Source organism: Rhizobium sp. Root274, assembly GCF_001429245.1.
In the GTDB taxonomy this organism is placed as follows: Bacteria; Pseudomonadota; Alphaproteobacteria; order Rhizobiales; family Rhizobiaceae; genus Allorhizobium.
In genome coordinates, this window is the sequence record NZ_LMJE01000010.1 from 1 (window position 1) to 23,719 (window position 23,719).

A 23,719-nucleotide genomic window follows, 5' to 3' on the forward strand; every position below is an offset into this window, starting at 1 on the left:
ATCTTGTCTTCTAAGACAACACATCGCTGTGCCATCTACGCAAGACCGCCGCCCACGTTTCTCTTTCTTCTATCTTCAATTGTCAAAAAACAGACGAGATACAATCCCCGTCAAAAAACCATCCCGCCAAACCGTTGGGCCCGGCAACCAATCAGCATCTCAGCCAATTTCGAAGAGGTTTTCTCGCTGAACCAGAGCGCCGCTCGCCTCGTTGGCGCCGCCCTCTCGTTCGGTGAAGCGGCTTATACGGCCACTCCCTTTTGCCGTCAACAGCCAATTGTCAAAAAACTGTCGTTTTTTCCAAGTTGCTGATTTTACTGAGAAAAAACTGGCGCTTTATGATGCAGTCTGCACAAAGCCGCATCACCGGCCGTCTTTTCCATCTGTGACGATATAGGAAGAGATAACGCCTGCTTAAAGGCCCCGGTTCAAGTCGATCGCTCATGCGGTCTGGGCGCCCTTTGGAGCTCCTGGGTCGTCGTCTGGTCTCCCAAGCCTGCTTCGATGCTCATCCCTTGGTGATGAGGATCAGCAGCACGAACATCACGGGTACCGCCGTCAGGGCCGGCAGGATGATGGCGGGATAGCCGAATGTCACGATCGCCAGCAGCCACAAGAGCAGCAGGTTGACGATGAACAGCACCTTTGCCGTCGTCGGCCCCCGTACGGCTTCTTTCAACATCCAGCCAAACACCGGCACGTGGTAGATCATTCTTGCGATCATTGCGGACACTCCATTCCTGATCCTGTCATGCCATTGCGTCTATCGGTACCGGCCATCCCCCTTCAATGCGTCAAATTGGCTTTCGACAATTCCGCGGCGCTTTGCGGTGGTCGCTGGTCGCACGCGGCTGGACATGAACAAGTGGATCGCCCTACACATAAAGGTGTGATGGTTCCGCCCCGACAATCCGAAAGGGTGGACGAAGAGGGAATACGGTGAGGACTACCCATCAGGGGTCGAAGCCGTGGCTGCCCCCGCAACTGTGAACGGCGAGCGACGTCCGACATGCCATTGGCAATGTGCCGATAAGGCGGACTGAAGCCCTGACCCGTGAGCCAGGAGACCTGCCATCGCTTGGCGCCGCATCCGCGGCAATCACTCTTCCCGCGCGGTGGGCGCGGACGAAAGGACTTGTGACATGCATATTGAACCCGGCGTCGTCGACGGCGCAAAAATCGCACTCAGCTATGCTACCGCCGCCCTCTCCTTCGGGCTGGTCGGCAAGATGGTATCGGAGACCTTGCGAAAGGACACGAGCATTGCGACCCTGGCCGGTCGCAGCCTGGCGACCACAGCTCTCGTCTTCTCCTTTTTCGAGATCCTGCCGCACCATCCGGTCGGCGTATCCGAAGTGCACCTTATCCTCGGCTCAACCCTCTTCCTGATCTTCGGTGCCGGCGCTGCCTCGATCGGCCTGGCGCTCGGGCTGCTGCTGCAGGGCCTGTTTTTCGCGCCCTTTGACCTGCCCCAATACGGCATGAACGTCACGACGCTGCTCGTGCCGCTCTTCGCATTGTCGAAGCTTGCCGAACATCTGATTCCGGCAAAGACGGCTTATGTTGATGTCGGTTATCGCCAGGCTCTGCTCCTCTCGACAGCGTATCAGGGCGGCATCGTCGCCTGGGTCGCCTTCTGGGCGTTCTACGGTCACGGCTTTGAGGCCTCGAACGTCGCCAATATCGCGACATTCGCCATGGCCTATATGTCTGTCATTATCGTCGAGCCTCTCGTGGATCTCGCCGTGCTTGCCGCGGCAAAATCCTGGCGCAAGACGACCGACAATGCCTTCTTCACCACCCGCCTTCATCGGTCAGCCACATAAGCGCAGATCGATCGACGACTTTTGGAGAGCGCATGGCCCCGCCATGCGCTTTTTCTTTGAAAGAGAATGAGCTTTGCGCTACCGCGAAGACGACCGAGGCCGCAAACGGCTTCTGACGAACTGCTGCATAAAGAAAGAGCGAGGTAGTTTCCGATGCGCATCCTCTCCGAAGCCCATTATCCGGAACTGCCGAACTACTATCGCGGCAAGGTCAGAGAAAACTATGACCTGCCCGACGGCACGCGCATCATCATCTCGACCGACCGCTTAAGCGCTTTCGACCGGATCCTGACATGCATCCCTTATAAAGGTCAGGTTCTCACCCAGACCGCCCGCTTCTGGTTCGAGCAGACGAAGGACATCTGCCCCAATCATGTCGTGGCCTATCCGGACCCCAATGTCGTGGTTGGCAAGCGGCTCGATATCCTTCCCGTGGAAATCGTCGTGCGCGGCTATCTCGCCGGCACCACCGGGACGTCGATCCTCACTCTCTATAAGAAAGGTGAGCGCCGCATGTACGGCATCACTCTGCCGGACGGTCTGCGCGACAACGAAAAACTGCCGGAAGCTATTATCACGCCGACCAGCAAGGAATTCGACGGCGGCCATGATGAGCCTCTGACGCCGGACGAAATCATCTCGAAGAAACTCCTGACGGCTGAGCAGTGGCAGACGCTCTCGACCTATGCGCTGGCGCTCTTTGCCCGTGGCCAGAAGCTAGCAGCCGAACGGGGTCTCATCCTTGTCGACACCAAGTACGAGTTCGGCACGGACGAGAATGGTACGATCATTCTCGCTGACGAAATCCACACACCTGACAGCAGCCGCTACTGGATTGCAGACAGCTATCAGCAGAGCTTCGAGCGGGGCGAACGTCCGCAGAGCTTCGACAAGGATTTCGTCCGTTCCTGGGTCGTCGAGCGCTGCGATCCTTATCGGGATGACATCCCGGAAATCCCGCTCGCACTGGTCGAACAGACGTCTCATGTATATATAAGTGCATATGAAGCTATCACGGGGGAGAAATTCGTCCCGGATGATAGCGGCGTAACGCCCTGGGCACGTGTACGCGGCAATCTCGCACCCTATTTCCAGGAGAAGCAGGCATAGGAATGGATCGAGCGTCCCGCGAATATGTTTCGGATCACCTGTCTCTCACCACAGACGGCGCTGCGGGCAAGCGTCCGCGTCGTTCGGCGGATGAAACGCGCGCGGAGATCCTGAACACGGCGGAGACGCTGTTTCGATCGCATGGCTATGCCAGCGTCACCATCGCCGATATTGCGGCTGAACTCGGCATGTCGCCGGCGAACGTCTTCAAGCATTTTCGTACCAAAACCAGCCTGGTCGATGCCATCGCCACGAGATCGATCGAAAAAACCCTTCAGGTTCTGAAGACTTTGGATGGAAAGGCGCCCGCTTCCCAGCGTCTCTTTGCCCTGGCGCATGATCTCATGCAGTCGCACCTCAAGAAGATTGAGGAGGCACCTTACATCTTCGAGATGATCCTGGTGACCGTGCGCGAGGAACTGGATTGCGGCGAGCGATTCCAAGAGATCATGATCGAAACAATCGCGCAGATCATCCAGGCGGGCGTCGATGAAGGGACTTATTTCGTCGCCGATGTGCCCCGCTTTGCGCAAGCGGCTTTTAACGCGCTTGCCTGTGTCATTCATCCTGTCATGATCGCCAATGAGAAGGCTGATATATTGGCAACACGATGCCGTGAAGTTGTTGCTCTCATTGATGCTGCACTGCGGTCGCCGCTTGCCAAGTGATGAAGTTTGACATACGTCACTTAATCGTGGCGCAACCGTTCTCCTCCCATGACCGCGAGCCGAGGAATTGATTTCCAGTTGATCGGCAAGTGACCAGCTTCAGATTTTAACGCCACCAAGACTTGCATCAGTGAGAGTTTCATGACGCCACGCTTCAAAATCGCCTCAGCCCTCCTCCTCTGCATCGGCGCCCTTGCTGGCTGCAGCGATGACAAGTCTGCGAATGCGGCTGGACCTGGGGGCAAGGGCGGCGAGCGTCCGCCGGCACAGGTCAGCGTCGTGACGATGAAAAAGGCGGCTTATCCGCTGACCACCACCCTGCCAGGACGTGCTTCAGCCTTTCAGACTGCCCAGATCCGGCCGCGCGTCAGCGGTGTGATCAAGGAGATTTCCTTCCGCGAGGGCAGCGAAGTCAAAGCCGGGGATCTCCTCTACAAGATTGAGGACGACACATATGCCGCAGCTTTCGCCCAGGCGGAAGCCAGCATGCAGAAGGCAGAAGCGAGCGTTCCGACGGCTAGGTCCAACCTTGCCCGTCAGGAGCGGCTTGTCGGCAGCGGTGCAACCCAGGTGGAGCTTGAAAACGCCCGCGTGACCCTGCTTCAGGCGGAGGCGGATGTCGCCGTTGCCAAGGCAGCACTGCGTTCTGCCGATATCGAGCTCAAGCTGACGGAGATCCGCGCGCCGTTCGAAGGCGTCACGACCGCGTCCAATTTCTCGATCGGCAACGTCGTGACGGCCAACCAGACGGACGCGTTGATGACGCTGCGCCGTCTCGATCCGATCTACATCGAACTGACGGAATCCAGCGTCAACCTCCTGCGTTTGCGGGAAGCGATCAAAGCGGGCCGCATCAACCGCGAAAACGACGGGATCACGGACATTCGCCTGACCCTGGACGACGGCATGGACTATCCGGTCGTCGGCAAGCTGGACATGTCGGATATGGCGGTCAGCCAGACGACGGGCACCTTCTCCATCCGTGCTGTCTTTGAAAATCCCGACGATCTGATCCTGCCGGGCATGTATGTTCGCGCGACCGTCAATGTCGGCACGGAAGAAGGCTACCTCATTCCTCAGCGCGCCGCGACACGCAATCCGAACGGCGAGCTTTCGGCCAAATTCGTGACGGCGGATAGTAAGGTCGAAACACGGACCTTCAAGGAGAGCCAGGTTTCGGGCAACAACTGGTTGGTTTCCTCGGGCATAAACGACGGTGACAAGCTGATCGTGGACGGCTTCCAGTGGATTGGTGACGGTGCGCCGGTTCAGCCGGTCGACGCCAAGGTCAATGAAAAGGGACTGGTCGAAGTCACCGCGGCGCCGGATGCCGCCCCTGCCGCACAGCCATAAGCGTGCGATAGCAAGGCAACACAGGCGTTAGGGAACAACCAATGGCCAAATTTTTCATCCGTCGCCCGATCTTTGCCTGGGTGATCGCGATCATCATCATGCTCGGCGGTGCGCTGGCGATCTCCACGCTGTCTATCGCGCAGTATCCGGAAATTGCCCCGACAACGGTGCGCATCTCGGCGACCTATACCGGTGCAAGCGCCGAGACCGTAGAGAAGTCAGTCACCTCGATCATCGAGGACGGCATGACAGGTCTTGATGACCTCACCTACATGACCTCGTCCTCCAGCACGGGATCCGCCTCGGTCACCCTGACCTTCGGCAATTCCGTCGATCCGGACATCGCCCAGGTCCAGGTGCAGAACAAGCTGCAACTCGTGCAGTCGCAGCTTCCGGACGTCGTCCAGTCCGACGGCCTCACGGTGACCCGCTCGACCTCCAGCATTTTGCTCGTCGGTGCCCTCGTCTCGACCGATGGCGCGCGGTCGAACGTCCAGCTCGGTGACATCTTCTCGACCCAGATTGAAGACCAGATCAAGCGTCTGGAAGGCGTCGGCAGCATCCAGGTCTTCGGCACCGGCTATGCGATGCGCGTCTGGCTCGATCCTTACAAGCTGAACAAGTTCCAGCTCACCCCGACCGACGTCACGTCGGCGATCCAGGCTCAGAACACTCAGGTCTCCGTTGGCGCCCTCGGCAGCCTTCCGGCAGAGGAAGGCCAGCAGCTGAACGTGACGGTAACCGCACAGAGCCAGTTGCAGTCCGTGTCTGATTTCGAGTCGATCATCCTGCGCACCGAGACGGATGGTGCAACCGTACGACTGAGCGATGTTGCCCGCATCGAGATCGGCCAGGAAAGCTATTCGACCAACACCCGCTCAAACCGCAACCCGGCAACCGGTTTCGCGGTGAACCTGGCGACCGGCGCGAATGCGCTTGACACCGCCGACCGGGTGAAGACCCAGCTCGCGACCATTGCGCCTTCCCTGCCGCAAAACGTCGTTATCACCTACCCCTATGACACGACGCCCTTCGTCGAGCTGTCGATCGAGAAGGTCGTGCACACGCTGATTGAAGCGATCGTCCTGGTCTTCTTTGTCCTTCTGATCTTCCTGCAGAACCTGCGAGCGACCTTCATTCCGATGATCGCCGTCCCCGTGGTGCTTCTGGGTACCTTCGGCATCCTTGCGCTGACCGGCTATTCGATCAACACACTGACAATGTTTGCCATGGTGCTTGCCATCGGGCTGCTCGTCGACGACGCGATCGTCGTCGTCGAAAACGTCGAACGCATCATGACAGAGGAAGGCCTGTCGCCACTTGAGGCGACCGAAAAGTCGATGGGCGAGATCACCGGCGCGATCGTCGGCATCGCGCTCGTCTTGACCGCCGTCTTTATTCCTATGGCCTTTTTCGGCGGTTCAACTGGCATCATCTACCGCCAGTTCTCGGTCACCATCGTCTCCGCCATGCTTTTGTCGGCGCTCGTCGCCATCGTGCTGACGCCGGCACTCTGCGCGACCATGCTGAAACCCGTCGATCACCATAAGACCAAGTGGGGCCCCGCAGCCTGGTTCAACCGCAACTTCGACCGGGCAACCGGCGGCTACGTCTCGTCGATCGGTTACCTACTCAAGCGGCCGCTCCGCGTCTTGCTGATGTTTGCCGTGGTCATTGGCGGCATGAGCTGGTTCTTCCTTCGCCTCCCCACCTCCTTCCTGCCGCAGGAAGACCAGGGCGTGTTGATGACGATCGTGCAGTTGCCGAACGGGGCAGCGGTCACCCGCACCAGCGAGATCATTTACAAGATTGAAGACTACTATCTTGAGAAAGAGAAGGACGCGATCCAGGACGTGTTTTCCGTCTCCGGCTTCTCCTTCGTCGGCTCGGGCCAGAACTATGCTCTGGTCTTTGCCAAGCTGAAGGATTTCGATCAGCGCACCAAGCCTGAACTGGCTGCGTCGGCCATCGTTCAACGCGCCATGGGCTACTTCTTTACCCTGCGCGATGCACAGGTCTTCCCGCTTCAGCCCCCTGCGATCCCGGGTCTTGGCAATTCCAGCGGCTTCTCGATGTATCTCGTCGACAGCGGCAAACGTGGGACGCAAGCCTTGACCGCCGCCTCGCAGACGCTGATTCAGGCAGGCAACGGCAATCCGAATGTCAGCTCGCTGCGCTCGAACAACCCGCCCGCAGAAACCCAGCTGAAGTTCCTCCTGGATCAGGAAAAGATGGGCGCCATGGGTCTCGATATCGCGACCGTCAACAGCATGCTGTCGACGATCTTTGCGGGCCGTGACGTCAACGACTTCACTCTCAATGGCGAGTTGAAGCCGGTTTATGTCCAGGGTGATGCGCCCTATCGCATGCGCGAAGACGCCATCAACGACTGGCACGCCCGCAACTCCGACGGCGAGATGGTCCCCTTCTCCTCCTTCATCAAGACGCAGTGGATCAGCGGTGCCCCGACACTCAGCCGCTTCAACGGCGTGGGGGCAATTTCGCTCGAAGGCGCAGCAGGCGCTGGCGTCAGTTCCGGTACCGCAATGGACACGATGGAACAGCTGACATCCGCCATGGAGGGTGGTTACACTGTCGCCTGGCAGGGCATTTCCTATCAGGAACGACTGTCGGGCTCGCAGGCGCCGATGCTCTATGCGCTGTCCGTTCTGATCGTCTTCCTCTGCCTTGCAGCCCTGTATGAGAGCTGGTCGATTCCCTTCTCCGTCATTATGGCGGTACCGGTCGGCGTGCTCGGCGCGGTGGCTGCGGCATCCTTCTTCGGCCAGTCCAACGACGTCTATTTCAAGGTCGGGTTGCTGACGACGATCGGCCTTGCGGCGAAGAATGCTATTCTCATCGTGGAGTTTGCAAAGGACCGCCAGGCAGTCGGAGTGAGTGTCATTGATGCAACACTGGAAGCCGCAAAGCTCCGTCTGCGCCCGATTATCATGACGTCGCTGGCCTTCATTCTAGGGGTCGTTCCGCTGGCAGTTGCCACCGGAGCGGGCTCCGCTGCACAAAACTCCATCGGTATCGGCGTTCTGGGCGGCATGTTGACCGCAACGGCCCTCGGCATCTTCTTCGTACCGTCGTTTTTCGTCATCGTTCGGCGACTTTCCGGCGGTGCAAAACCGAAAGATTCGCTGTCATCGTGAAGATTGACAAACTATGTTAACCAACTATTGCGTAGGCTGCCGGGTTGGCCTGCGTGAACAATGCGGTCCTCGGCGAGGGTGCTATAACAGCCCTCAAGGACGACCGGGGACGAACACAGGAAAACGTGATGCCATCCATTCGCGCAGCCGCTCCACTTGTAATGCTCCTACTCTCTGGTTGCGTCGTCGGACCTGATCACGAGACACCTCAGACCGCCCTGCCAGTCAAGTTTTCTGAAGGCAGCACCAAAGCCGCTGGCGATGTTTCCCTGGCCCCCTGGTGGACCGCCTTCAATGATCCGCGGTTGAACTCTTTGGTGGAAAAGGGTTTGGCAGAAAACCTTGATGTGCTTCAGGCCATAGAGCGGATCTCGCAGGCCGAGGCAAGCTTCCGTGCTTCAGACGCCGGCGCGTTCCCGCAGCTCAACCTATCCGCGTCGCAGGAGACTGCCGGGCGTGATGCGAAGGGTGCCCTGGTTACGGACAGCCCGACGAATTCGACAAGCTCCGGCAGCATCAGCGTCTCCTGGCTTCTGGACCTGTTCGGCCAGTACAAGCGATCGAAGGAAAGCGCCAAGGCAACCCTCGATGCTGCTTATGCCAGCGCCGACGTTGCTCGCCTCACCTATCTGTCCAGCGTCGTCTCGGCCTATGTCGACGCGCGCTACTATCAGGAACGCATCGCGATCGCGAAGCAGAACCTCGCATCCCGCAGAGAGACCCTGCAGCTGACCCAGCTGCAGTTGGAAGCGGGCGCCGCATCTCGTCTCGATGTCGTGCAGTCCGAAGGTCTGGTTAACTCGACACTGGCCGAAATTCCCGGGCTGGAAACCTCTTTCCGCCAGTCGACGCACCGCATCGCGGTTCTGCTCGGCCTGCCTGCAGCGACGCTGGTCGCCGACATGCAGAAGGGCGCACCGCAGCCTTACGCCCGTCGCAGCGTCAGCGCCGGCGTACCGGCAGATCTGATCCGCAACCGTCCGGACATCCGTGCGGCAGAGCGCCAGCTCGCATCCGCCGTTGCTGAAGTCGGCGTCGCCGAAGCAGCGCTTTACCCGTCGATCACGCTCAGCGGCTCGATCACGCCAGCTTACATCTCGACCTCGAATGCGTTTGGTGCCAGCAGCAGCTGGGGCTTCGGCCCGAGCCTGAACCTGCCGATCTTCGACGCCGGCACGCGCCGTGCCAATGTTGATGCGCAGAAGGCATCCGCACGCGAAGCCTACCTGGCATGGAAGGAAACGGTCCTCGGAGCTGTGGAGGAAGTCGAAAACGCGTTGGTCGCGGTCAACCGTACCCGCCAGACGGTTTCTGCGCTGACGGCAACCGTCCGTTCCTACCAGGAAGCGCTGCAACTGGCGACCGCCAGCTATCGTGACGGCGCATCTTCGCTGCTCGACGTACTCGATGCACAGCGCAACGTCGCCAGCGCCCAAGCGAACCTCGCCCAAGCGGTTCAGCAGATGGCAACCAACTACGTCAACCTGAACGTTGCCATCGGCGGCGGTTACGCCTGGGGCGGCAAGACCGTCGTCGCCAGCAAGTAATCTCGCGCCCGACCTGCATCTTCGAGGCCCGGCACCGGAAACGGTGGCCGGGCTTCTTGCATCTGAGCCTCAGAAGGTCGCCGGCGTATTGATCCAGATGAGCACGGTCTCGCCGCTGGAGATATTGCGCCAGGAATGCGGTCTGCGGCTTTCGAAATAGAAGCTATCACCCGCATGCAGCTCGAAGAACTTGTCACCATCGAGGATGATCTCCAGGCTGCCGGCCAGCATGTGGATGAACTCTTCCCCCTCATGCTGATAGGCCCCCTCGCTCGACGCGCCGGGCGCCAACTGGAAGCGATTGCATTCCATCTGGTTGCGCCCTTCGGCCAGCACCTGAACAGCGACGCCGGAGGATGTCGTGGGCCAGGATGGCCACTTCCCCTCCCTGATTAGAGATTCGCCACCTGCGCTCTCTTCCTGGCCACTGAGCGATGCGAGCGTCGTACCGAGATGACGCGCCACCTCGTGGAGAGCCGTAAACGATAACCCCTGTGACGTGCGCTCAAAGGTCGAAAGCTGCGACACCGATACGCCGGTCGCCTGGGCGATGCTCTCAAGGGTCTTGCCCGCATCGCGCCGCAGCCGACGGATCTTCGAACCGGGACGGATGTCGCCGGTGTCGCCGACCTCTTCGTCTGCGTAGCTGCCGTCCTCATCACTGGCAGAGGCTGAGGCAACCTGATCTTTCAGCGTTTCGCGAATGGCTGCAGGATTTAGGCCACGTTCGGTCCTGAGCCAAGCAATTCGCTTCAGCCTGTCGATCAGAAGTCGATCATAGAGCCTCTGCCCCGTTGCGGTGCGGATGGGCTGGATCAGGTCCTGGCTCTCCCAAAGCCGCAATGTGGAGGGAGATACGCCCGCCATTCTTGCCGCCTCCGCAATCTTGAACCGGATGTCGTCCACGCTGCCCTCGATCAAATGTCGCAGTCACGGTTGATAATGCCGACAAAGCATATTGCAAGTCTACAGAAAAAATGTAGGAAATATGCAAGGAGCATGTTCGGACCCTTTCTGGACACGCTGGCAACCCTTCGCACAGGACGAAACGATGAAGAACGCCGAAATCTCAGCTCGCAAAAATGACGCCATTTCCCGCGGCGTCGGCATGACCACGCAGATCTATGCCGACAAGGCTGAGAACTCGGAGATCTGGGACGTCGAAGGTCGGCGTTACATCGACTTCGCCGGGGGCATTGCCGTTCTCAACACCGGCCACCGTCACCCGAAGGTCGTCGACGCCGTCAAGAAGCAGCTCGACCGCTTCACCCACACCTGCCACCAGGTCGTGCCTTACGAAAACTACGTCGCGCTTGCCGAACGCCTCAACAAGATGCTGCCGGGCAACTTCGAAAAGAAGACAATTTTCGCGACGACCGGCGCTGAAGCCGTCGAAAACGCGATCAAGATCGCCCGCTGCGCCACTGGCCGCTCCGCCGTCATCGCCTTTACCGGCGGCTTCCACGGCCGCACCTTCATGGGCATGGCACTCACCGGCAAGGTCGTGCCCTACAAGGTCGGTTTCGGCCCTATGATGAACGACGTCTTCCACGTTCCCTTCCCGCTAGAGATGCATGGCATCGACGTCGAGACCACGCTCGACGTTCTCGACAAGCTGTTCAAGGCCGATGTCGACCCGAAGCGCGTTGCCGCGATCATTCTCGAGCCGGTCCAGGGCGAAGGTGGCTTCTACGACGTGCCGCGCGCACTCATGAAGGCGCTGCGCGAACTCTGCGACGAGCACGGCATCCTGCTCGTTGCCGACGAAGTTCAGACCGGTTTTGCCCGTACCGGCAAGATGTTCGCGATGGAGCATTATGACGTTGTTCCGGACCTGACGACCATGGCAAAGAGCCTCGCCGGCGGCTTCCCGCTTTCGGCTGTCACAGGCCGTGCCGAACTGATGGATGCACCCGGCCCTGGCGGCCTCGGCGGCACCTATGCCGGCAACCCGCTGGCGATCGCCGCCGCCCACGCCGTGCTCGACGTCATCGAAGACGAGCAGCTCTGCGATCGCGCCAACCAGCTCGGCAACCGCCTCAAGCAGCGCCTCGAAGCAATCCGCGCCGACGTTCCCCAGATCATGGACATCCGCGGCCTCGGCTTCATGAATGCCGTCGAGTTCAAAGTCCCCGGAACCGACAAGCCGAATGCGGATTTCACCAACGCGGTGCGTGTAAAGGCGCTGGAGAAAGGCCTGATCCTTCTGACCTGCGGCGTCTACAGCAACGTCATCCGCTTCCTCGCCCCGATCACCATTCAGGACGAGGTCTTCAACGAGGCACTCGACCTGATCGAGGCCTCGATCCGTGAAGTTGCAGCGGGAGCCTGAAGCATGACCATCTCGAATCTTCTGACGGATAAACTGAAAGATCCGACGCTTGCGACCGACAAGTCGCTGGTGGGCAACGCCTGGCTCGCCACCAGCCAGTCTGGCAAGACCTTCGAAGTGACGAACCCGGCGACGGGCGAAGTCATTGCCGTGCTTCCGGACGTGAACAAGACGGAAGTCACCAAGGCGATCGATGCGGCTCACTCCGCCCAGAAAGCCTGGGCGAAGAAGACCGGCAAGGAACGCGCCGCGATCTTGCGCAAGCTCAATGACCTGATGGTCGCCAATGCCGATGACCTTGCCACCATCCTTACCATGGAAATGGGCAAGCCCTGGGCCGAAGCGCGCGGCGAAATCCTCTACGGCGCCTCCTATGTCGAGTGGTTCGCCGAAGAAGCAAAGCGCGTCTATGGGGACACCATCCCCGGCCACCAGCCTGACAAGCGGATCATGGTCATCAAGCAGCCGGTGGGCGTGGTTGGTGCCATCACGCCATGGAACTTCCCGAATGCCATGCTGGCCCGCAAGGTGGCCCCGGCACTGGCCGTCGGCTGCGCCATGGTGTCCAAGCCTGCGGCTCAGACCCCGCTTTCGGCCCTCGCTTTGGCCCTGCTTGCCGAACGCGCCGGCCTTCCTTCGGGTCTCTTCTCGGTGCTGACCTCGACCGATGCTGCCATGATCGGTCAGGAATTCTGCGCCAATGACAAGGTCCGCAAGCTGACCTTCACCGGCTCGACCAATGTCGGCCGCATCCTGATGCGCCAGGGTGCCGACCAGATCATGAAGCTCGGCCTGGAGCTCGGCGGCAATGCGCCGTTCATCGTTTTCGATGACGCAGATCTCGATGCCGCCGTCGAAGGTGCAATGATCTCCAAGTACCGCAATGCCGGCCAGACCTGCGTCTGCGCAAACCGTCTCTACGTCCAGTCGGGCATCTACGACGCGTTTGCAAAGAAGCTCGCCGAGAAGGTCTCGCAACTGAAGGTCGGCGACGGCTTTGCCGAAGGCGTGACGACAGGTCCCCTGATTGATGCGAATGCCGTGAAGAAGGTGAAGGAACACGTGGCCGACGCCGTATCGAAGGGTGCAAAGGTTGCACTCGGCGGCAGCGGTGCCGACGCTGGCGAATTGTTCTTCCAGCCGACGATTCTGACTGGCGTCACAACCGACATGAAGGTCGCAAGTGAAGAGACCTTCGGCCCCGTGGCCCCTCTCTTCAAGTTCGAGACGGAAGAAGAAGTTATCGAAATGGCCAATGCGACCGAATTCGGCCTCGCATCCTATTTCTACTCAAAGGATATCGCCAAGATCTTCCGGGTTGCCGAAGCTCTTGAATACGGCATGGTCGGCGTTAACACCGGCCTTATCTCCACGGAAGTTGCCCCCTTCGGTGGCATCAAGCAGTCCGGCCTCGGCCGTGAAGGCTCGAAATACGGCATCGATGACTACACCGAGATCAAATATATCTGCCTCGGTGGCATCGCCTGACCATACCTCTGATCCCCGGCACCGGTCGGGGATCAGCCAACGACGTTCGGACCTCGCTCGAAGAGTCCGTTAGCCACTTCGGCGCCAAGCTTCGCAAGGGCGGCAAAGTGACTGCCCCGCGCACTAGACCGTCGCCAGAAGAACGCGATGTCGCGCGTCCCGGCCCAATCCGAGATCGTCAGCAGACGGATATTCTCATCCTCGGAAAACTCGGACCGCACGTAGAGCTCCGGAAACAGCGACAATCCCATTTCGATCGAAACCATCTGCCTCAGAGCATCAAGGCTCGATCCCTCGTAGTCCTCAGCAAGAACCGCACCCGACATTTCCGACAGCTTGCGGACGTCGTCCAGCAGCCTGTGACCACGGCCGAGTGTCATCAACCGCATCCCTTTTAGCGCGGCCATCTCTACGGCTTTGCGATCCGCCAGAGGATGCGTTGCCGGAACGCCCAGAAAGATCCGCTCCCGGCAGATGATCTCCGACACGAGATCCGGCTCCTGAATGGGGACTGGTCCGACCCCGCAATCCGTCTCGCCTTCCAGCACGGCTCTTTCCAGCTGCCGCGGCCTGTCTTCGCGAATATAGATCTTCAGCTCGGGATATTGCCGGTGCAATGGAGGCAGCAGATAGGGAAGGAAATAGGGTCCGAAGGACGGGGCAACGCCAAGCCTGATCGCGCCTCCGAGATTGGCCTTCGACCCCGTCGCCAGCACCCTGATCTCATCAAGACCATTGAGGATCACCTTTGCCGCCGCAATGATCTCGGCTCCCACAGGCGTCGGCGTGACCTGGCCCGGCATTCGGTCGATGAGCGTCACCCCAAGTTGCTTCTCCAGAAGCGAAAGCTGCACAGATAGGGTAGGCTGCGAGACGTTACAGCGTTTGGCGGCTTCACCGAAGTGGCCGGTCTCTCCTACGGTGACCAGATACTCCAACTGCCGATGGCTGGGGCGAAACGGCACAGCCCACCTCATAGAGAATAACTATCAAAATCATAATATCAATGAATTGGAATAATTAAAAGCGGGCTTCCATATTAGCTGTGCACGAAAGGAGATCACCCATGAAGCAACTGCTCAAAGCCCTGAGAGCCCGCCACTCGATCGTCGCCGCCAAGATCGATGAGGAACAGCGCCGTCCGCAACCGGACGGGATCCGGGTTCGCGCCTTGAAGAAGATTAAGCTGCATTTGAAGGAGCAGATCATGTTGCTCGAACGGGGCGATGCCATGAAGGCATCCGCCGCACGTCCCAAGGGTTCGAATTTCGGCATCCCACTTCTCGCCGGCCGGTGAGCTGCCGTGCGCCTTGATGGCGCTTGCCAGCCAGGCGAGAGCCGCCGGCGGGGCCGCTGTGCCCCGCTGGCGATAGGTTCACTGAACTCGGCCAAACAAAAAGCCCAGCGTCGGGTCGACGCTGGGCTTTCGATATTTGCTTTAAACTACGCTCAGTTCTTAGCGCGTTCGACGTAGGAATTGTCTTCCGTCGCGATGACGACGCGGGTGCCGGCATCGATATGCGGCGGCACCATGGTGCGGATGCCGTTGGACAGCATCGCCGGCTTGTAGGACGACGAAGCCGTCTGCCCCTTGACGACCGGCTCGGTCTCGGTGATCTCAAGCGTCACGTGGCGCGGCAGCTGGATCGCCAGCGCAATGCCTTCATGCATCGACAGGATGCAGACCATGCCTTCCTGCAGATAGGCCTTCTGGTCACCCATGGTTTCCACATCAACCACGACTTGGTCGTAGTTGTCAGGGTTCATGAAGTGGAAGCCTTCGCCGTCTTCATAGAGGAACTGGTGGTTGACGTCCTCGACGAAGGCGCGCTCGACCTGCTCGGTGGTGCGCCAGCGCTCGGAAACCTTCACGCCATCCACGATGCGACGCATATTGACCTGCGTCACCGGCGTGCCCTTGCCGGGGTGAAAGTTTTCGGCGGTGAGCACGACATAGAGCTTGCCGTCGACATCGATAACATTGCCCTTGCGGACGGAAGAGGCGATAACCTTGACCATTGGAATTCCTTGTATCTGCGTGAGACCCGTCGTAAAGGACGGCCGTCCCTGCTGACGTCTTCGAATTTCTCGGGCGGGACTAACCCAAATCCGGCAAAATAGCCAGCCCGTGTTGAGAGAAGGATCGAGAATCCGGAATGTCTGATCTGAGCCGCTCAGCCCCTGCGTGGTGGACCCCCTCGGCCCACGCCGACCGGCGGCCTTTCCTGATCGAACGCAACCGGATCCAGGCGGCTTTCCGCAGTCACTTCGCCGATCAGGATTTCGTCGAGGTCGACACGGCAACACTTCAGACCTCCCCCGGCAATGAAGCCCATCTGCATGCATTCGCCACCGAAGCCATCGGACATGATGGCACGCCGGCTCCGCTCTACCTGCACACCTCTCCGGAATTCGCCTGTAAGAAGCTTCTCTCCGCTGGCGAGACCCGCATCGCCTGCTTCGCCCATGTCTACCGCAATCGAGAACGCGGTCCGCTTCACCATCCGGAATTCACCATGCTCGAATGGTACCGTGTCGGCCAGTCCTATGAGACGCTGATGCAGGATTGTGCCGAACTGTTGGCACTGGCGGCCCACACCGCTGGCACCAGCCGCTTTACTTTTAATGGCAAGTCGGTCGATCCTTTTGCGACGCCCGAACGGATCTCGGTTGCCGATGCATTCGCGCGCTATGCCGGCATTGATCTCCTCGCCACGATTGCTAAGGACGGCAGCACCGATCGTGACGCGCTGGCCGCTCAGATGCGGGAAAAGTCCCTGCGCGTTGCCGAAGACGATACCTGGGCCGATCTCTTCAGCCGGGTTATCGTCGACAAGGTGGAGCCCAACCTCGGTCTCGGCCGCGCCACCATACTCGATCGCTATCCGGTCGCCGAGGCGGCACTGGCACGACCCTGCCCTGACGATCCCCGCGTTGCCGAACGTTTCGAACTCTACGCCTGCGGCGTGGAACTCGCCAATGCTTTCGGCGAGCTGACAGATCCCAAGGAGCAGCGTCGCCGCTTCGAGGCCGAGATGGCGGAGAAGCAACGGGTCTATGGCGAAACCTACCCGCTGGACGAAGACTTCCTCGAAGCTCTTGCCATCATGCCTCAAGCCTCGGGCATCGCTCTCGGTTTCGACCGGCTGGTCATGCTGGCGACGGGCGCCCTCAGGATAGACCAGGTGATCTGGGCTCCAGTGCCGGAGACGCATCGTGGCTGACACCACTCTGCGCAGCATCCCCGACCTGATCGCCGCCGGCCTGGTCGGGGCCGATCAGGCACAAGCTCTGACAGCTGTTGCCGACCGCTATGCCATCGCGCTGACGTCAACGGTCGCAAACCTGATCGACCCTTACAATCCGCACGATCCGATCGCTGCGCAATATATCCCGACGGCAGCGGAACTGATCGAGCATCCTGACGAACGGCCCGATCCGATCGGCGACCACCCGCATTCGCCGGTCGAGGGTATCGTTCATCGCTATCCGGACCGGGTGCTGCTCAAGCTATTGCATGTCTGTCCGGTCTACTGCCGCTTCTGCTTTCGTCGGGAAATGGTCGGCCCGGACGGGGATGGAACCCTGTCATCGGACCAGCTTGAGACTGCACTCAGCTACATCAGCAGCGACAAACGCATCTGGGAGGTGATCCTCACCGGCGGCGACCCGCTGATCCTCTCGCCGCGACGCCTCCGCGAGGTCATGCAGGCTCTTTCCGCCATTGATCACGTGAAGATAATCCGCATCCACAGCCGCGTTCCCGCCGTCGATCCCGCGCGGATCACCCCGGATCTGGTGGAAGGGCTGAAGGCCTCCGGCAAAACCGTCTTCATCGCGTTGCATGCCAATCATCCGCGCGAGCTAACAGACGAGGTGCGTTCCGCCTCCGCAAGGCTTATCGATTCCGGCATCTCCATGGTCAGCCAGAGCGTGTTGTTGAAAGGCATCAACGACAATGCCGAGATTTTGGCAGAACTGATGCGTAGCTTCGTCGAGATGCGAGTGAAGCCTTACTATCTTCACCACCCCGACATGGCCCCCGGCACCGGTCATTTTCGCCTTACCATTGCACAAGGGCAGGCGATCATACGTGAGCTTCGCAACCACGTCTCCGGTCTCTGTATCCCGCATTACATCCTGGATCTGCCGGATGGGCACGGCAAGGTCGAAGCGGGCGCAAGCGCTCTTCGCGAAATTGAACCAAATCGGTACATCATCATGGACCGCCATGGAGACGAACGGGCGTATCAAGGGTAAAGAAACTTGGTAAATCCGGTTCAACTGTCAATAAAGGTAGATTTTAGACATAGAGTCACATGAGATCCGTAGCATTTTACCGGATTCTTTAGCGAAAACTTCGTCTTTCCTCTGTAAGAAATCGCTCAATAAAAATTCGAGCCATGACTTGGGGAAGGAAAATCGATGAACGACACCATTCGCGCACTTCTGTCGAAACTGGGCGGCCTTCCGGTCGCGGTCGACACGCTCGCCGATGAGGCGGACCTCTACGCTGCCGGCCTGTCCTCATTCGCATCGGTCCAACTGATGCTTGGCCTCGAAGAGGCCTTCGATATGGAATTTCCGGATCATCTGCTGAACCGCAAGTCCTTCGCCAGCATCGCGGCCATAGAGACCACGGTCAACACCATCCTTGAGGACAGAAAGGTCGCCTGATGGACCTAGCGAGCAAGTCGGCCGACCAGAGCCTCAAAGCCCGCGCGTCGCGGGTTGCCATCATCGCCGCAGTCTATGCCGACGATGTCGACAGGCAAGGCCGCTTTCCCCTCGAAGCCATCGAGGCGATGAAGGCCGAACAGCTTCTCGGCATTCAGATCCCTGCAGATTGCAGTGGTGAAGGTCGCTCGACCTCGGAGATTGCCGAGATCTGCACCATCATCGCTCAAGCCTGTGCGGCAAGCGCCATGATCTTCGCCATGCACCAGATCAAGGTATCGAGCCTCGTCTCGCACGGCACCGAAGCCGAGTGGCATCGCGGTTTCATGCGCCGGATCTGCGACGAACAGCTGCTGCTCGGCTCGGCCACGACCGAAGGCGGCATCGGCGGCAATCTACGCAACTCCATCTGCGCCATCGAAGTAGACGGAGACCGCTGCCGTTTGGAGAAGGACGCAACCGTCATCTCCTACGGCAAACATGCAGACGCAATCCTGATCACCTCGCGCGCCCACAAGGATGCGCCACCGACCGACCAGGTCATGACGGTCTTCCTCAAGGACCAATACACGCTTGAGCAGACCCATGTCTGGGACACGCTCGGCATGCGCGGAACTTGCTCGGATGGCTTCCTCTTCAAGGGCGAAGCACCCTCCGTGCAGATCCTGCCAAAGCCCTTCGCAGAGATCGCGGCACAGTCGATGCTCGCAAATTCCCACCTGCTCTGGAGCGCGCTCTGGTACGGCATCGCCGTCGACGCCTTCACCAAGGCCCAGACCTTCATCCGCGCTGCTGCCCGCAAGGCGCCAGGCACCCAGCCTCCGGGCCTCGTGCAGCTGGCCGAGATGTCGAGCGAGCTGCAAGTCATCCGGTCCAACATCCAGGCGGGGCTGGCCTCCTATGAGCAAGCCTCGAAGGACCCGGATCGCTTGTCCTCCATGGGCTTCGCCGTCGCGATGAACAACGTCAAGATCGCCTCTTCCGAGATGATCTTGCCAGTCATCAACCAGGCGCTCAGGATCTGCGGCATCATGGGCTACAAGAACGGCACGCCGTTCAGCCTCGGCCGGCATCTGCGGGATGCCCATTCCGCCGAACTGATGATTTCCAATGACCGCATTCTCGGCAACACGTCGACGATGCTGCTCGTGCATAAACAAGAAACCGGATTGCTGGGGTAACGGACATGGATATGCAGGTAAGCTTTCTCGACCGCCTCTTCGAGAGCGGCCTTCTTATCGAGACCGGTGTCGACGGCCTTTATGGCCGCAGCGGCCAGTTCGAAGATGTCATTGCCGCCTTCGAACGCCTGATCGACCGCGTTGGCGGTGCAGACGGCGCCGAGGCAATCCGCTTTCCGCCCGGCATGAACCGCGCCTATTTCGAGGCGAGCGGCTACATGAAGAGCTTCCCGCAACTGGCTGGCACCGTGCATTCCTTCTGCGGCAACGACCACGACCATATGAGCCTCCTGCAATGCATGGAGGAAGGCGGAGACTGGACGAAGGAGCAGAAGGCGACCGACATCACGCTGACGCCGGCTGCCTGCTACCCGCTCTATCCGACGGTTGCCAAGCGCGGCCCGATCTCCATGGATGGCGGCCTCTTCGATCTTCAGTCTTATTGCTTCCGTCATGAGCCGTCGAAGGACCCGGCCCGCCAGCAACTGTTCCGCATGCGCGAATATGTCTGCATGGGCACCGAGGCGCATGTTACGACCTTCCGCCAGACCTGGATGGACCGTGGCGTCGAGATGATGAAGTCGATCGGCCTCGACGTCGAGATCGATGTCGCAAACGACCCCTTCTTCGGCCGCGCCGGCCGCCTGATGGCCAACAACCAGCGCGACCAGAACCTCAAATTCGAGCTCCTGATCCCGGTCACCTCGCAGGCCAACAAGACCGCCTGCATGAGCTTCAACTATCACCAGGATGCCTTTGGCCAGAAGTGGGGCCTCACCCTTGCCGACGGCTCGACCGCCTTCACGGCCTGCGTCGGCTTTGGCCTGGAGCGCATCGCGCTTGCGCTCTTTGCGCAGCATGGCCTCGACACCGCCCAGTGGCCCGAGCACGTCCGCAAGACGCTCTGGGGCTGAGAGCAAGATGACGGCAGTCTTTTCCGGCCTCGATCCGGCGGCCTACACACCCCATGCGCTCCACTCCAGCGAGCGCATGTGGCCCGAGACGAATTGCTATGTCGACCTCTGGATCGAGGTCCTCTCGGCTCAAGGGCTGAGCCCGGAAGCCATGCTGGGCTTCACACTCACCCAGGAATTCGAGGGCGACCAATTCACCTTCTTCAAGGTGCCGCTCGAAGATCTCGAAAGCCTCTACGACATCCGCGTGACCGAACTGGCGATCTTCGACCGCGTAGAAACGCATGTGGAAGAACAGATCCGCCGCGGGCGTCTGTGCTTGGTCGAGATGGACAGCTATTTCATGCCGGACACGCAAGGCGTTGGCTACCGTCAGGAACACGGCAAGACCACCGTCGGCATCAACCGCCTCGACGTCGCCGCCCGCAGCATGGACTATTTCCATAATGGCGGCTTCTTCCGCGTCGAGGGCGAGGATTTCGACGGCGTGTTCCAGCTCGATCCGCCGGAAGGAGCCTTGCCCTTTCTGCCCTATACCGAATTCGCGAAGTTCCCAGAACGGCAGACGTCACCCGCGCACCAGCGCGAGATTGCCGCTTTGCTGCTGCAGAGACATTTCGCCCGGCGCCCCGCCGCCAACCCGATTGCTGCCTTCGCAGCGGTCTTCCCGGCGCAGGTGGAAGCCATTGCCGAGCGTCCCTTTGGCTACTTCCATAAATATGCGTTCAATACGCTCCGCCAATTCGGTGCCAATTTCGAGCTGCTCGCCAGTCATCTGGCCTGGCTCGATAAGGAGACCCATGCCGATGCGATCGCGGAAGCGCTGAAGATCAGCGAGAACGCAAAGACGGTCCAGTTCCAGCTCGCGCGTGCCATCGCCCGCAAGAAATTCGATCCGCTCGCCGCAGCGCTCGATCCGGCGGTTGCGGCCTGGGACCGGCTGATGGATGATCTCGGCAGCCGGCTGATTTGAGGAACGGGACATGACGGGAACGATCTATCTGGGAGCGGATACCCGTCCGCTGGAACAGGGCTGGACGCTTCTCGTCACCGAAGCTGGGCGATACGCAGTCCCCTCGGACGTTCACCGCCCCGCAGCTCGCATTGCCGCCCCCGTGCCGGGCACCGTAGCCGGTGCACTTGCCGATGCCGGCCTCTTCGATCCGGAAAATCCGCACCCTCTGCACGACAAGGATGCCTGGTATTTCCGCTCTCTAGAGGGTGAAACGCCAGGACCGGCAATCCTGCGGTTTGAGGGGCTCGCCACGATTGCCGAGATCTATCTGAACGGCAGTCTCTACGCGACCAGCGACAGCATGTTCAAAAGCCTCGACATTGCCGTCGATCTCACAGGGCAGGACGACTTGGTCATCTGTTTTCGCGCCCTGCAGCCACATCTGGACAAGCGCGGGCCCCGTGCCCGCTGGCGCCCGCAGATGTTTGATCACCAGGGCCTGCGCCTCCTGCGCACGACACCGCTCGGTCACATGCCCGGCTGGTGCCCGGAAATCCATCCCGTCGGCCCATACAGGCCCATACTCCTGATCCGCCCCGCCCTGGATCAGATTTCCAACCTGTCGATCAAGACCGATTTCGACGACTTCGGCACCGGCAAGCTTTCCGTGCGCCTGCGCATGGAGGGAAGCCCCGCCGCAGCCATCCTCTGCTGCGGCAAGATTGCGGATATGACGCCCGGCCCGGATGGCTTGCTCGAAGCGCAGCTGGTTCTCCCGAACGTAACGCCCTGGTGGCCGCGCACGTACGGCAATCCCGCACTGCACGATCTGACCCTGTCGATCGACGGACGGATCCACTCGCTCGGCCTTGTCGGTTTCCGCCGTATCGAGATCGACCGCGACGACGACGGCAAGGGTTTTGGCCTCAGGGTCAATGGCGTCTCCGTCTTCTGCCGCGGCGCCATCTGGACGAATGCCGACATCCTGCGTCTGCCGGGCTCGGCGGAGGCCTATGCCCCCTGGCTCGCAAAGGCGGCCGAGGCCAACATGAACATGATCCGCATCGGCGGGACCATGACCTATGAGAGCCCGGACTTCTTCAGTCTTTGCGATCAGATGGGCATACTGGTCTGGCAGGATCTGATGCTTGCGAATTTCGACTATCCGTTCGCCGACGAAGCTTTCGCCGCAAAGGTAGAGCAGGAAGTCAGAAACCTGCTGGGCAGAGTACAGCGCCATCCCTCGCTTGCCGTGGTGTGCGGCGGCAGCGAAGTGTTCCAGCAAGGCGCCATGCTCGGCCTGCCCGTCTCGGCCTGGAACGGGGCATTCTTCAACGAGACCCTTCCGCGCCTCCTAGACCACGGTCGCCCGGATTGTGCCTTCGTTGCCAACTCCCCCTCGGGCGGTCCGATGCCGTTTTCCGTCAACGAGGGTGTCACCCATTATTACGGCGTCGGCGCCTATCAACGTCCGCTGGAGGACGCACGCCGTGCGAATGTCCGCTTTGCCGCCGAATGCCTCGCCTTTGCCAATGTCCCGCAGCAGCGCACGCTCGACAGACATTTGCCGGTCGCGGCCGTGCACGAGCCGCGCTGGAAGGCCCGCGTTCCCCGCGACCGCGGCGCATCCTGGGATTTCGAGGATGTCCGCGATCACTACCTCCACACCCTCTATGACCTAGACCCAGCCCGCCTGCGACGCGAAGACCTCGGCCGTTATCTCGACCTCTCCCGCGCCGTGACCACCGAAGTCGTGACGGATACATTTGCGGAATGGCGCAGGACCGGATCATCCTGTCGGGGTGCCCTGGTCTGGACCCTTCAGGATCTTCAAGCCGGTGCCGGCTGGGGTTTGATCGACGCAACGGGCGAAGCCAAGCCGATTTGGTATGGCCTCAAACGCGCCTTACGGCCGCTGCAGGTCCTATTGACGGATGAAGGCACAAACGGGCTGTCGATCCATCTTGTCAACGAAAGCGCCATCGACCAGAGCGTGACGCTTGAGATAGCCTGCCTGCGAGACGGCCGACAGGCTGTGGTCAAAGCCAGCCGGCCCCTCACCCTTGACGCCCATTGCACGGTGGAACTCGCAGCAACAGATCTGTTCGGCACCTTCTTCGACACGACTTACGCCTTTCGCTTTGGCCCGCCCTCGCATGACGTGACTGTCGCACGGCTTCTCTCGGCGGAAGGCACATTACTCGCTGACGCCTTCCATTTCCCGATTGGACGCAGCAAAGCGCTCCATCCGGCAAGCGTCGAGCACGCGCTCACCGCCACCGACAACGGGTGGCAGTTGGATTTGACCGCAAGCCACTTCGCCCAGTCGGTTCATCTCGATTTCGAGCACTACCTGCCGGACGACGACTGGTTCCATCTGGCACCGGGACAGCCACGGAGCATCCGCCTGCTACCACGCCCAGGCGCCGACGTGACCGTCAAGCCGAGCGGTAACCTCACCCAACTGGGAAGCCGCACCGGCCACACCATTTCCTGACCCGACGCCGGAG

21 protein-coding genes and 1 riboswitch are annotated in these 23,719 nt (G+C 60.2%); of the genes, 17 read left to right on the plus strand and 4 right to left on the minus strand.

Annotated features, from left to right (window positions below):
- A partial coding sequence (locus ASE36_RS22945) for a hypothetical protein (RefSeq protein WP_210171880.1) occupies nt 1-312 on the plus strand: 312 nt, incomplete at its 5' end.
- Between the two features lie 196 nt (nt 313-508).
- Here ASE36_RS22945 and ASE36_RS19790 read toward each other — a convergent pair.
- On the minus strand, nt 509-724 hold the full coding sequence (locus ASE36_RS19790; protein ID WP_062283926.1) for a hypothetical protein: 216 nt from the start codon (nt 722-724) through the stop codon (nt 509-511).
- Nucleotides 725-876: 152 nt separating this feature from the next.
- Nucleotides 877-1,091: riboswitch (cobalamin riboswitch) on the plus strand.
- A gap of 51 nt (nt 1,092-1,142) precedes the next feature.
- On the opposite strand from ASE36_RS19790, the gene ASE36_RS19795 reads away from it, so the two are divergent.
- From ASE36_RS19795 to ASE36_RS19820, 6 genes are all read left to right on the plus strand, one after another.
- A complete protein-coding gene (locus tag ASE36_RS19795) occupies nt 1,143-1,826 on the plus strand; it encodes an energy-coupling factor ABC transporter permease (protein WP_062283930.1) in 684 nt (227 codons plus the stop codon).
- A gap of 153 nt (nt 1,827-1,979) precedes the next feature.
- Nucleotides 1,980-2,936, plus strand: a complete 957-nt coding sequence (locus ASE36_RS19800) for a phosphoribosylaminoimidazolesuccinocarboxamide synthase (RefSeq protein ID WP_062283933.1) — start codon at nt 1,980-1,982, stop codon at nt 2,934-2,936.
- Nucleotides 2,937-2,938: 2 nt separating this feature from the next.
- Nucleotides 2,939-3,604 (plus strand): TetR/AcrR family transcriptional regulator, encoded by a 666-nt coding sequence (locus ASE36_RS19805; protein ID WP_062283936.1) that lies wholly within the window; start codon nt 2,939-2,941, stop codon nt 3,602-3,604.
- 141 nt (nt 3,605-3,745) lie between these two features.
- Complete coding sequence (locus ASE36_RS19810) at nt 3,746-4,957, plus strand: efflux RND transporter periplasmic adaptor subunit (RefSeq protein ID WP_082511239.1); 1,212 nt, start codon at nt 3,746-3,748, stop codon at nt 4,955-4,957.
- 41 nt (nt 4,958-4,998) lie between these two features.
- Complete coding sequence (locus ASE36_RS19815) at nt 4,999-8,115, plus strand: efflux RND transporter permease subunit (RefSeq protein WP_062283939.1); 3,117 nt, start codon at nt 4,999-5,001, stop codon at nt 8,113-8,115.
- 128 nt (nt 8,116-8,243) lie between these two features.
- Nucleotides 8,244-9,662, plus strand: a complete 1,419-nt coding sequence (locus tag ASE36_RS19820; RefSeq protein ID WP_062283943.1) for an efflux transporter outer membrane subunit — start codon at nt 8,244-8,246, stop codon at nt 9,660-9,662.
- 69 nt (nt 9,663-9,731) lie between these two features.
- Here ASE36_RS19820 and ASE36_RS19825 read toward each other — a convergent pair whose 3' ends face one another.
- Nucleotides 9,732-10,529, minus strand: coding sequence for a cupin domain-containing protein (locus tag ASE36_RS19825; protein ID WP_062284270.1), 798 nt, complete (start codon nt 10,527-10,529; stop codon nt 9,732-9,734).
- Between the two features lie 184 nt (nt 10,530-10,713).
- Between ASE36_RS19825 and ASE36_RS19830 the strand changes: the two genes are divergently transcribed.
- Together ASE36_RS19830 and ASE36_RS19835 are read left to right on the plus strand one after the other, a co-directional pair.
- On the plus strand, nt 10,714-11,994 hold the full coding sequence (locus ASE36_RS19830; RefSeq protein WP_062283946.1) for a 4-aminobutyrate--2-oxoglutarate transaminase: 1,281 nt from the start codon (nt 10,714-10,716) through the stop codon (nt 11,992-11,994).
- 3 nt (nt 11,995-11,997) lie between these two features.
- Entirely contained in the window at nt 11,998-13,482 is a 1,485-nt protein-coding gene (locus ASE36_RS19835; RefSeq protein ID WP_062283949.1) for an NAD-dependent succinate-semialdehyde dehydrogenase, read from the plus strand.
- Nucleotides 13,483-13,514: 32 nt separating this feature from the next.
- On the opposite strand, the gene ASE36_RS19840 is transcribed toward ASE36_RS19835, so the two are convergent.
- Nucleotides 13,515-14,447, minus strand: a complete 933-nt coding sequence (locus tag ASE36_RS19840; RefSeq protein WP_062284272.1) for a hydrogen peroxide-inducible genes activator — start codon at nt 14,445-14,447, stop codon at nt 13,515-13,517.
- A 101-nt stretch (nt 14,448-14,548) separates the two neighbouring features.
- On the opposite strand from ASE36_RS19840, the gene ASE36_RS19845 reads away from it, so the two are divergent.
- Nucleotides 14,549-14,779, plus strand: coding sequence for a YdcH family protein (locus ASE36_RS19845; protein WP_062283952.1), 231 nt, complete (start codon nt 14,549-14,551; stop codon nt 14,777-14,779).
- 152 nt (nt 14,780-14,931) lie between these two features.
- Here the strand turns inward: ASE36_RS19845 and efp are convergent, their stop codons facing one another.
- Nucleotides 14,932-15,501 carry an elongation factor P gene (gene efp, locus ASE36_RS19850; protein ID WP_062283956.1) on the minus strand — a complete coding sequence of 190 codons (570 nt, stop codon included), beginning with the start codon at nt 15,499-15,501 and terminating at the stop codon, nt 14,932-14,934.
- A 137-nt stretch (nt 15,502-15,638) separates the two neighbouring features.
- Here efp and epmA point away from each other — a divergent pair, with 137 nt between their 5' ends.
- The 7 genes from epmA to ASE36_RS19885 all read left to right on the plus strand — a co-directional run bounded on the left by epmA (nt 15,639) and on the right by ASE36_RS19885 (nt 23,706).
- Nucleotides 15,639-16,706, plus strand: coding sequence for an EF-P lysine aminoacylase EpmA (epmA, locus tag ASE36_RS19855; RefSeq protein ID WP_062283959.1), 1,068 nt, complete (start codon nt 15,639-15,641; stop codon nt 16,704-16,706).
- On the plus strand, nt 16,696-17,742 hold the full coding sequence (locus ASE36_RS19860) for a lysine-2,3-aminomutase-like protein (protein ID WP_062283963.1): 1,047 nt from the start codon (nt 16,696-16,698) through the stop codon (nt 17,740-17,742). The genes epmA and ASE36_RS19860 overlap by 11 nt, the downstream gene beginning before the upstream one ends.
- Before the next feature lie 165 nt (nt 17,743-17,907).
- Complete coding sequence (locus ASE36_RS19865) at nt 17,908-18,159, plus strand: acyl carrier protein (RefSeq protein WP_062283966.1); 252 nt, start codon at nt 17,908-17,910, stop codon at nt 18,157-18,159.
- Complete coding sequence (locus tag ASE36_RS19870) at nt 18,159-19,340, plus strand: acyl-CoA dehydrogenase family protein (RefSeq protein WP_062283969.1); 1,182 nt, start codon at nt 18,159-18,161, stop codon at nt 19,338-19,340. Before ASE36_RS19865 ends, ASE36_RS19870 begins: the two co-directional genes overlap by 1 nt.
- 5 nt (nt 19,341-19,345) lie before the next feature.
- Nucleotides 19,346-20,254: an amino acid--[acyl-carrier-protein] ligase gene (locus ASE36_RS19875; RefSeq protein WP_062283973.1), complete on the plus strand. Its 909-nt coding sequence runs from the start codon at nt 19,346-19,348 to the stop codon at nt 20,252-20,254.
- Between the two features lie 7 nt (nt 20,255-20,261).
- Nucleotides 20,262-21,227, plus strand: coding sequence for a DUF1839 family protein (locus ASE36_RS19880; protein ID WP_062283977.1), 966 nt, complete (start codon nt 20,262-20,264; stop codon nt 21,225-21,227).
- Nucleotides 21,228-21,237: 10 nt separating this feature from the next.
- Nucleotides 21,238-23,706: a glycosyl hydrolase 2 galactose-binding domain-containing protein gene (locus tag ASE36_RS19885; protein ID WP_062283980.1), complete on the plus strand. Its 2,469-nt coding sequence runs from the start codon at nt 21,238-21,240 to the stop codon at nt 23,704-23,706.
- Nucleotides 23,707-23,719 lie beyond the last annotated feature (13 nt).

Bases quoted from the DNA above. Each gene is read 5' to 3' on its own strand.
- ASE36_RS19805 (WP_062283936.1), top strand. From the start codon at position 2,939: ATGGATCGAGCGTCCCGCGAATATGTTTCGGATCACCTGTCTCTCACC.
- ASE36_RS19810 (WP_082511239.1), top strand. From the start codon at position 3,746: ATGACGCCACGCTTCAAAATCGCCTCAGCCCTCCTCCTCTGCATCGGC.
- ASE36_RS19815 (WP_062283939.1), top strand. From the start codon at position 4,999: ATGGCCAAATTTTTCATCCGTCGCCCGATCTTTGCCTGGGTGATCGCG.
- ASE36_RS19870 (WP_062283969.1), top strand. From the start codon at position 18,159: ATGGACCTAGCGAGCAAGTCGGCCGACCAGAGCCTCAAAGCCCGCGCG.
- ASE36_RS19835 (WP_062283949.1), top strand. From the start codon at position 11,998: ATGACCATCTCGAATCTTCTGACGGATAAACTGAAAGATCCGACGCTT.
- ASE36_RS19880 (WP_062283977.1), top strand. From the start codon at position 20,262: ATGACGGCAGTCTTTTCCGGCCTCGATCCGGCGGCCTACACACCCCAT.
- ASE36_RS19830 (WP_062283946.1), top strand. From the start codon at position 10,714: ATGAAGAACGCCGAAATCTCAGCTCGCAAAAATGACGCCATTTCCCGC.
- ASE36_RS19865 (WP_062283966.1), top strand. From the start codon at position 17,908: ATGAACGACACCATTCGCGCACTTCTGTCGAAACTGGGCGGCCTTCCG.
- ASE36_RS19795 (WP_062283930.1), top strand. From the start codon at position 1,143: ATGCATATTGAACCCGGCGTCGTCGACGGCGCAAAAATCGCACTCAGC.
- ASE36_RS19790 (WP_062283926.1), bottom strand. From the start codon at position 724: ATGATCGCAAGAATGATCTACCACGTGCCGGTGTTTGGCTGGATGTTG.
- ASE36_RS19875 (WP_062283973.1), top strand. From the start codon at position 19,346: ATGGATATGCAGGTAAGCTTTCTCGACCGCCTCTTCGAGAGCGGCCTT.
- ASE36_RS19845 (WP_062283952.1), top strand. From the start codon at position 14,549: ATGAAGCAACTGCTCAAAGCCCTGAGAGCCCGCCACTCGATCGTCGCC.
- ASE36_RS19885 (WP_062283980.1), top strand. From the start codon at position 21,238: ATGACGGGAACGATCTATCTGGGAGCGGATACCCGTCCGCTGGAACAG.
- efp (WP_062283956.1), bottom strand. From the start codon at position 15,501: ATGGTCAAGGTTATCGCCTCTTCCGTCCGCAAGGGCAATGTTATCGAT.
- ASE36_RS19820 (WP_062283943.1), top strand. From the start codon at position 8,244: ATGCCATCCATTCGCGCAGCCGCTCCACTTGTAATGCTCCTACTCTCT.
- ASE36_RS19800 (WP_062283933.1), top strand. From the start codon at position 1,980: ATGCGCATCCTCTCCGAAGCCCATTATCCGGAACTGCCGAACTACTAT.
- ASE36_RS19825 (WP_062284270.1), bottom strand. From the start codon at position 10,529: ATGGCGGGCGTATCTCCCTCCACATTGCGGCTTTGGGAGAGCCAGGAC.
- epmA (WP_062283959.1), top strand. From the start codon at position 15,639: ATGTCTGATCTGAGCCGCTCAGCCCCTGCGTGGTGGACCCCCTCGGCC.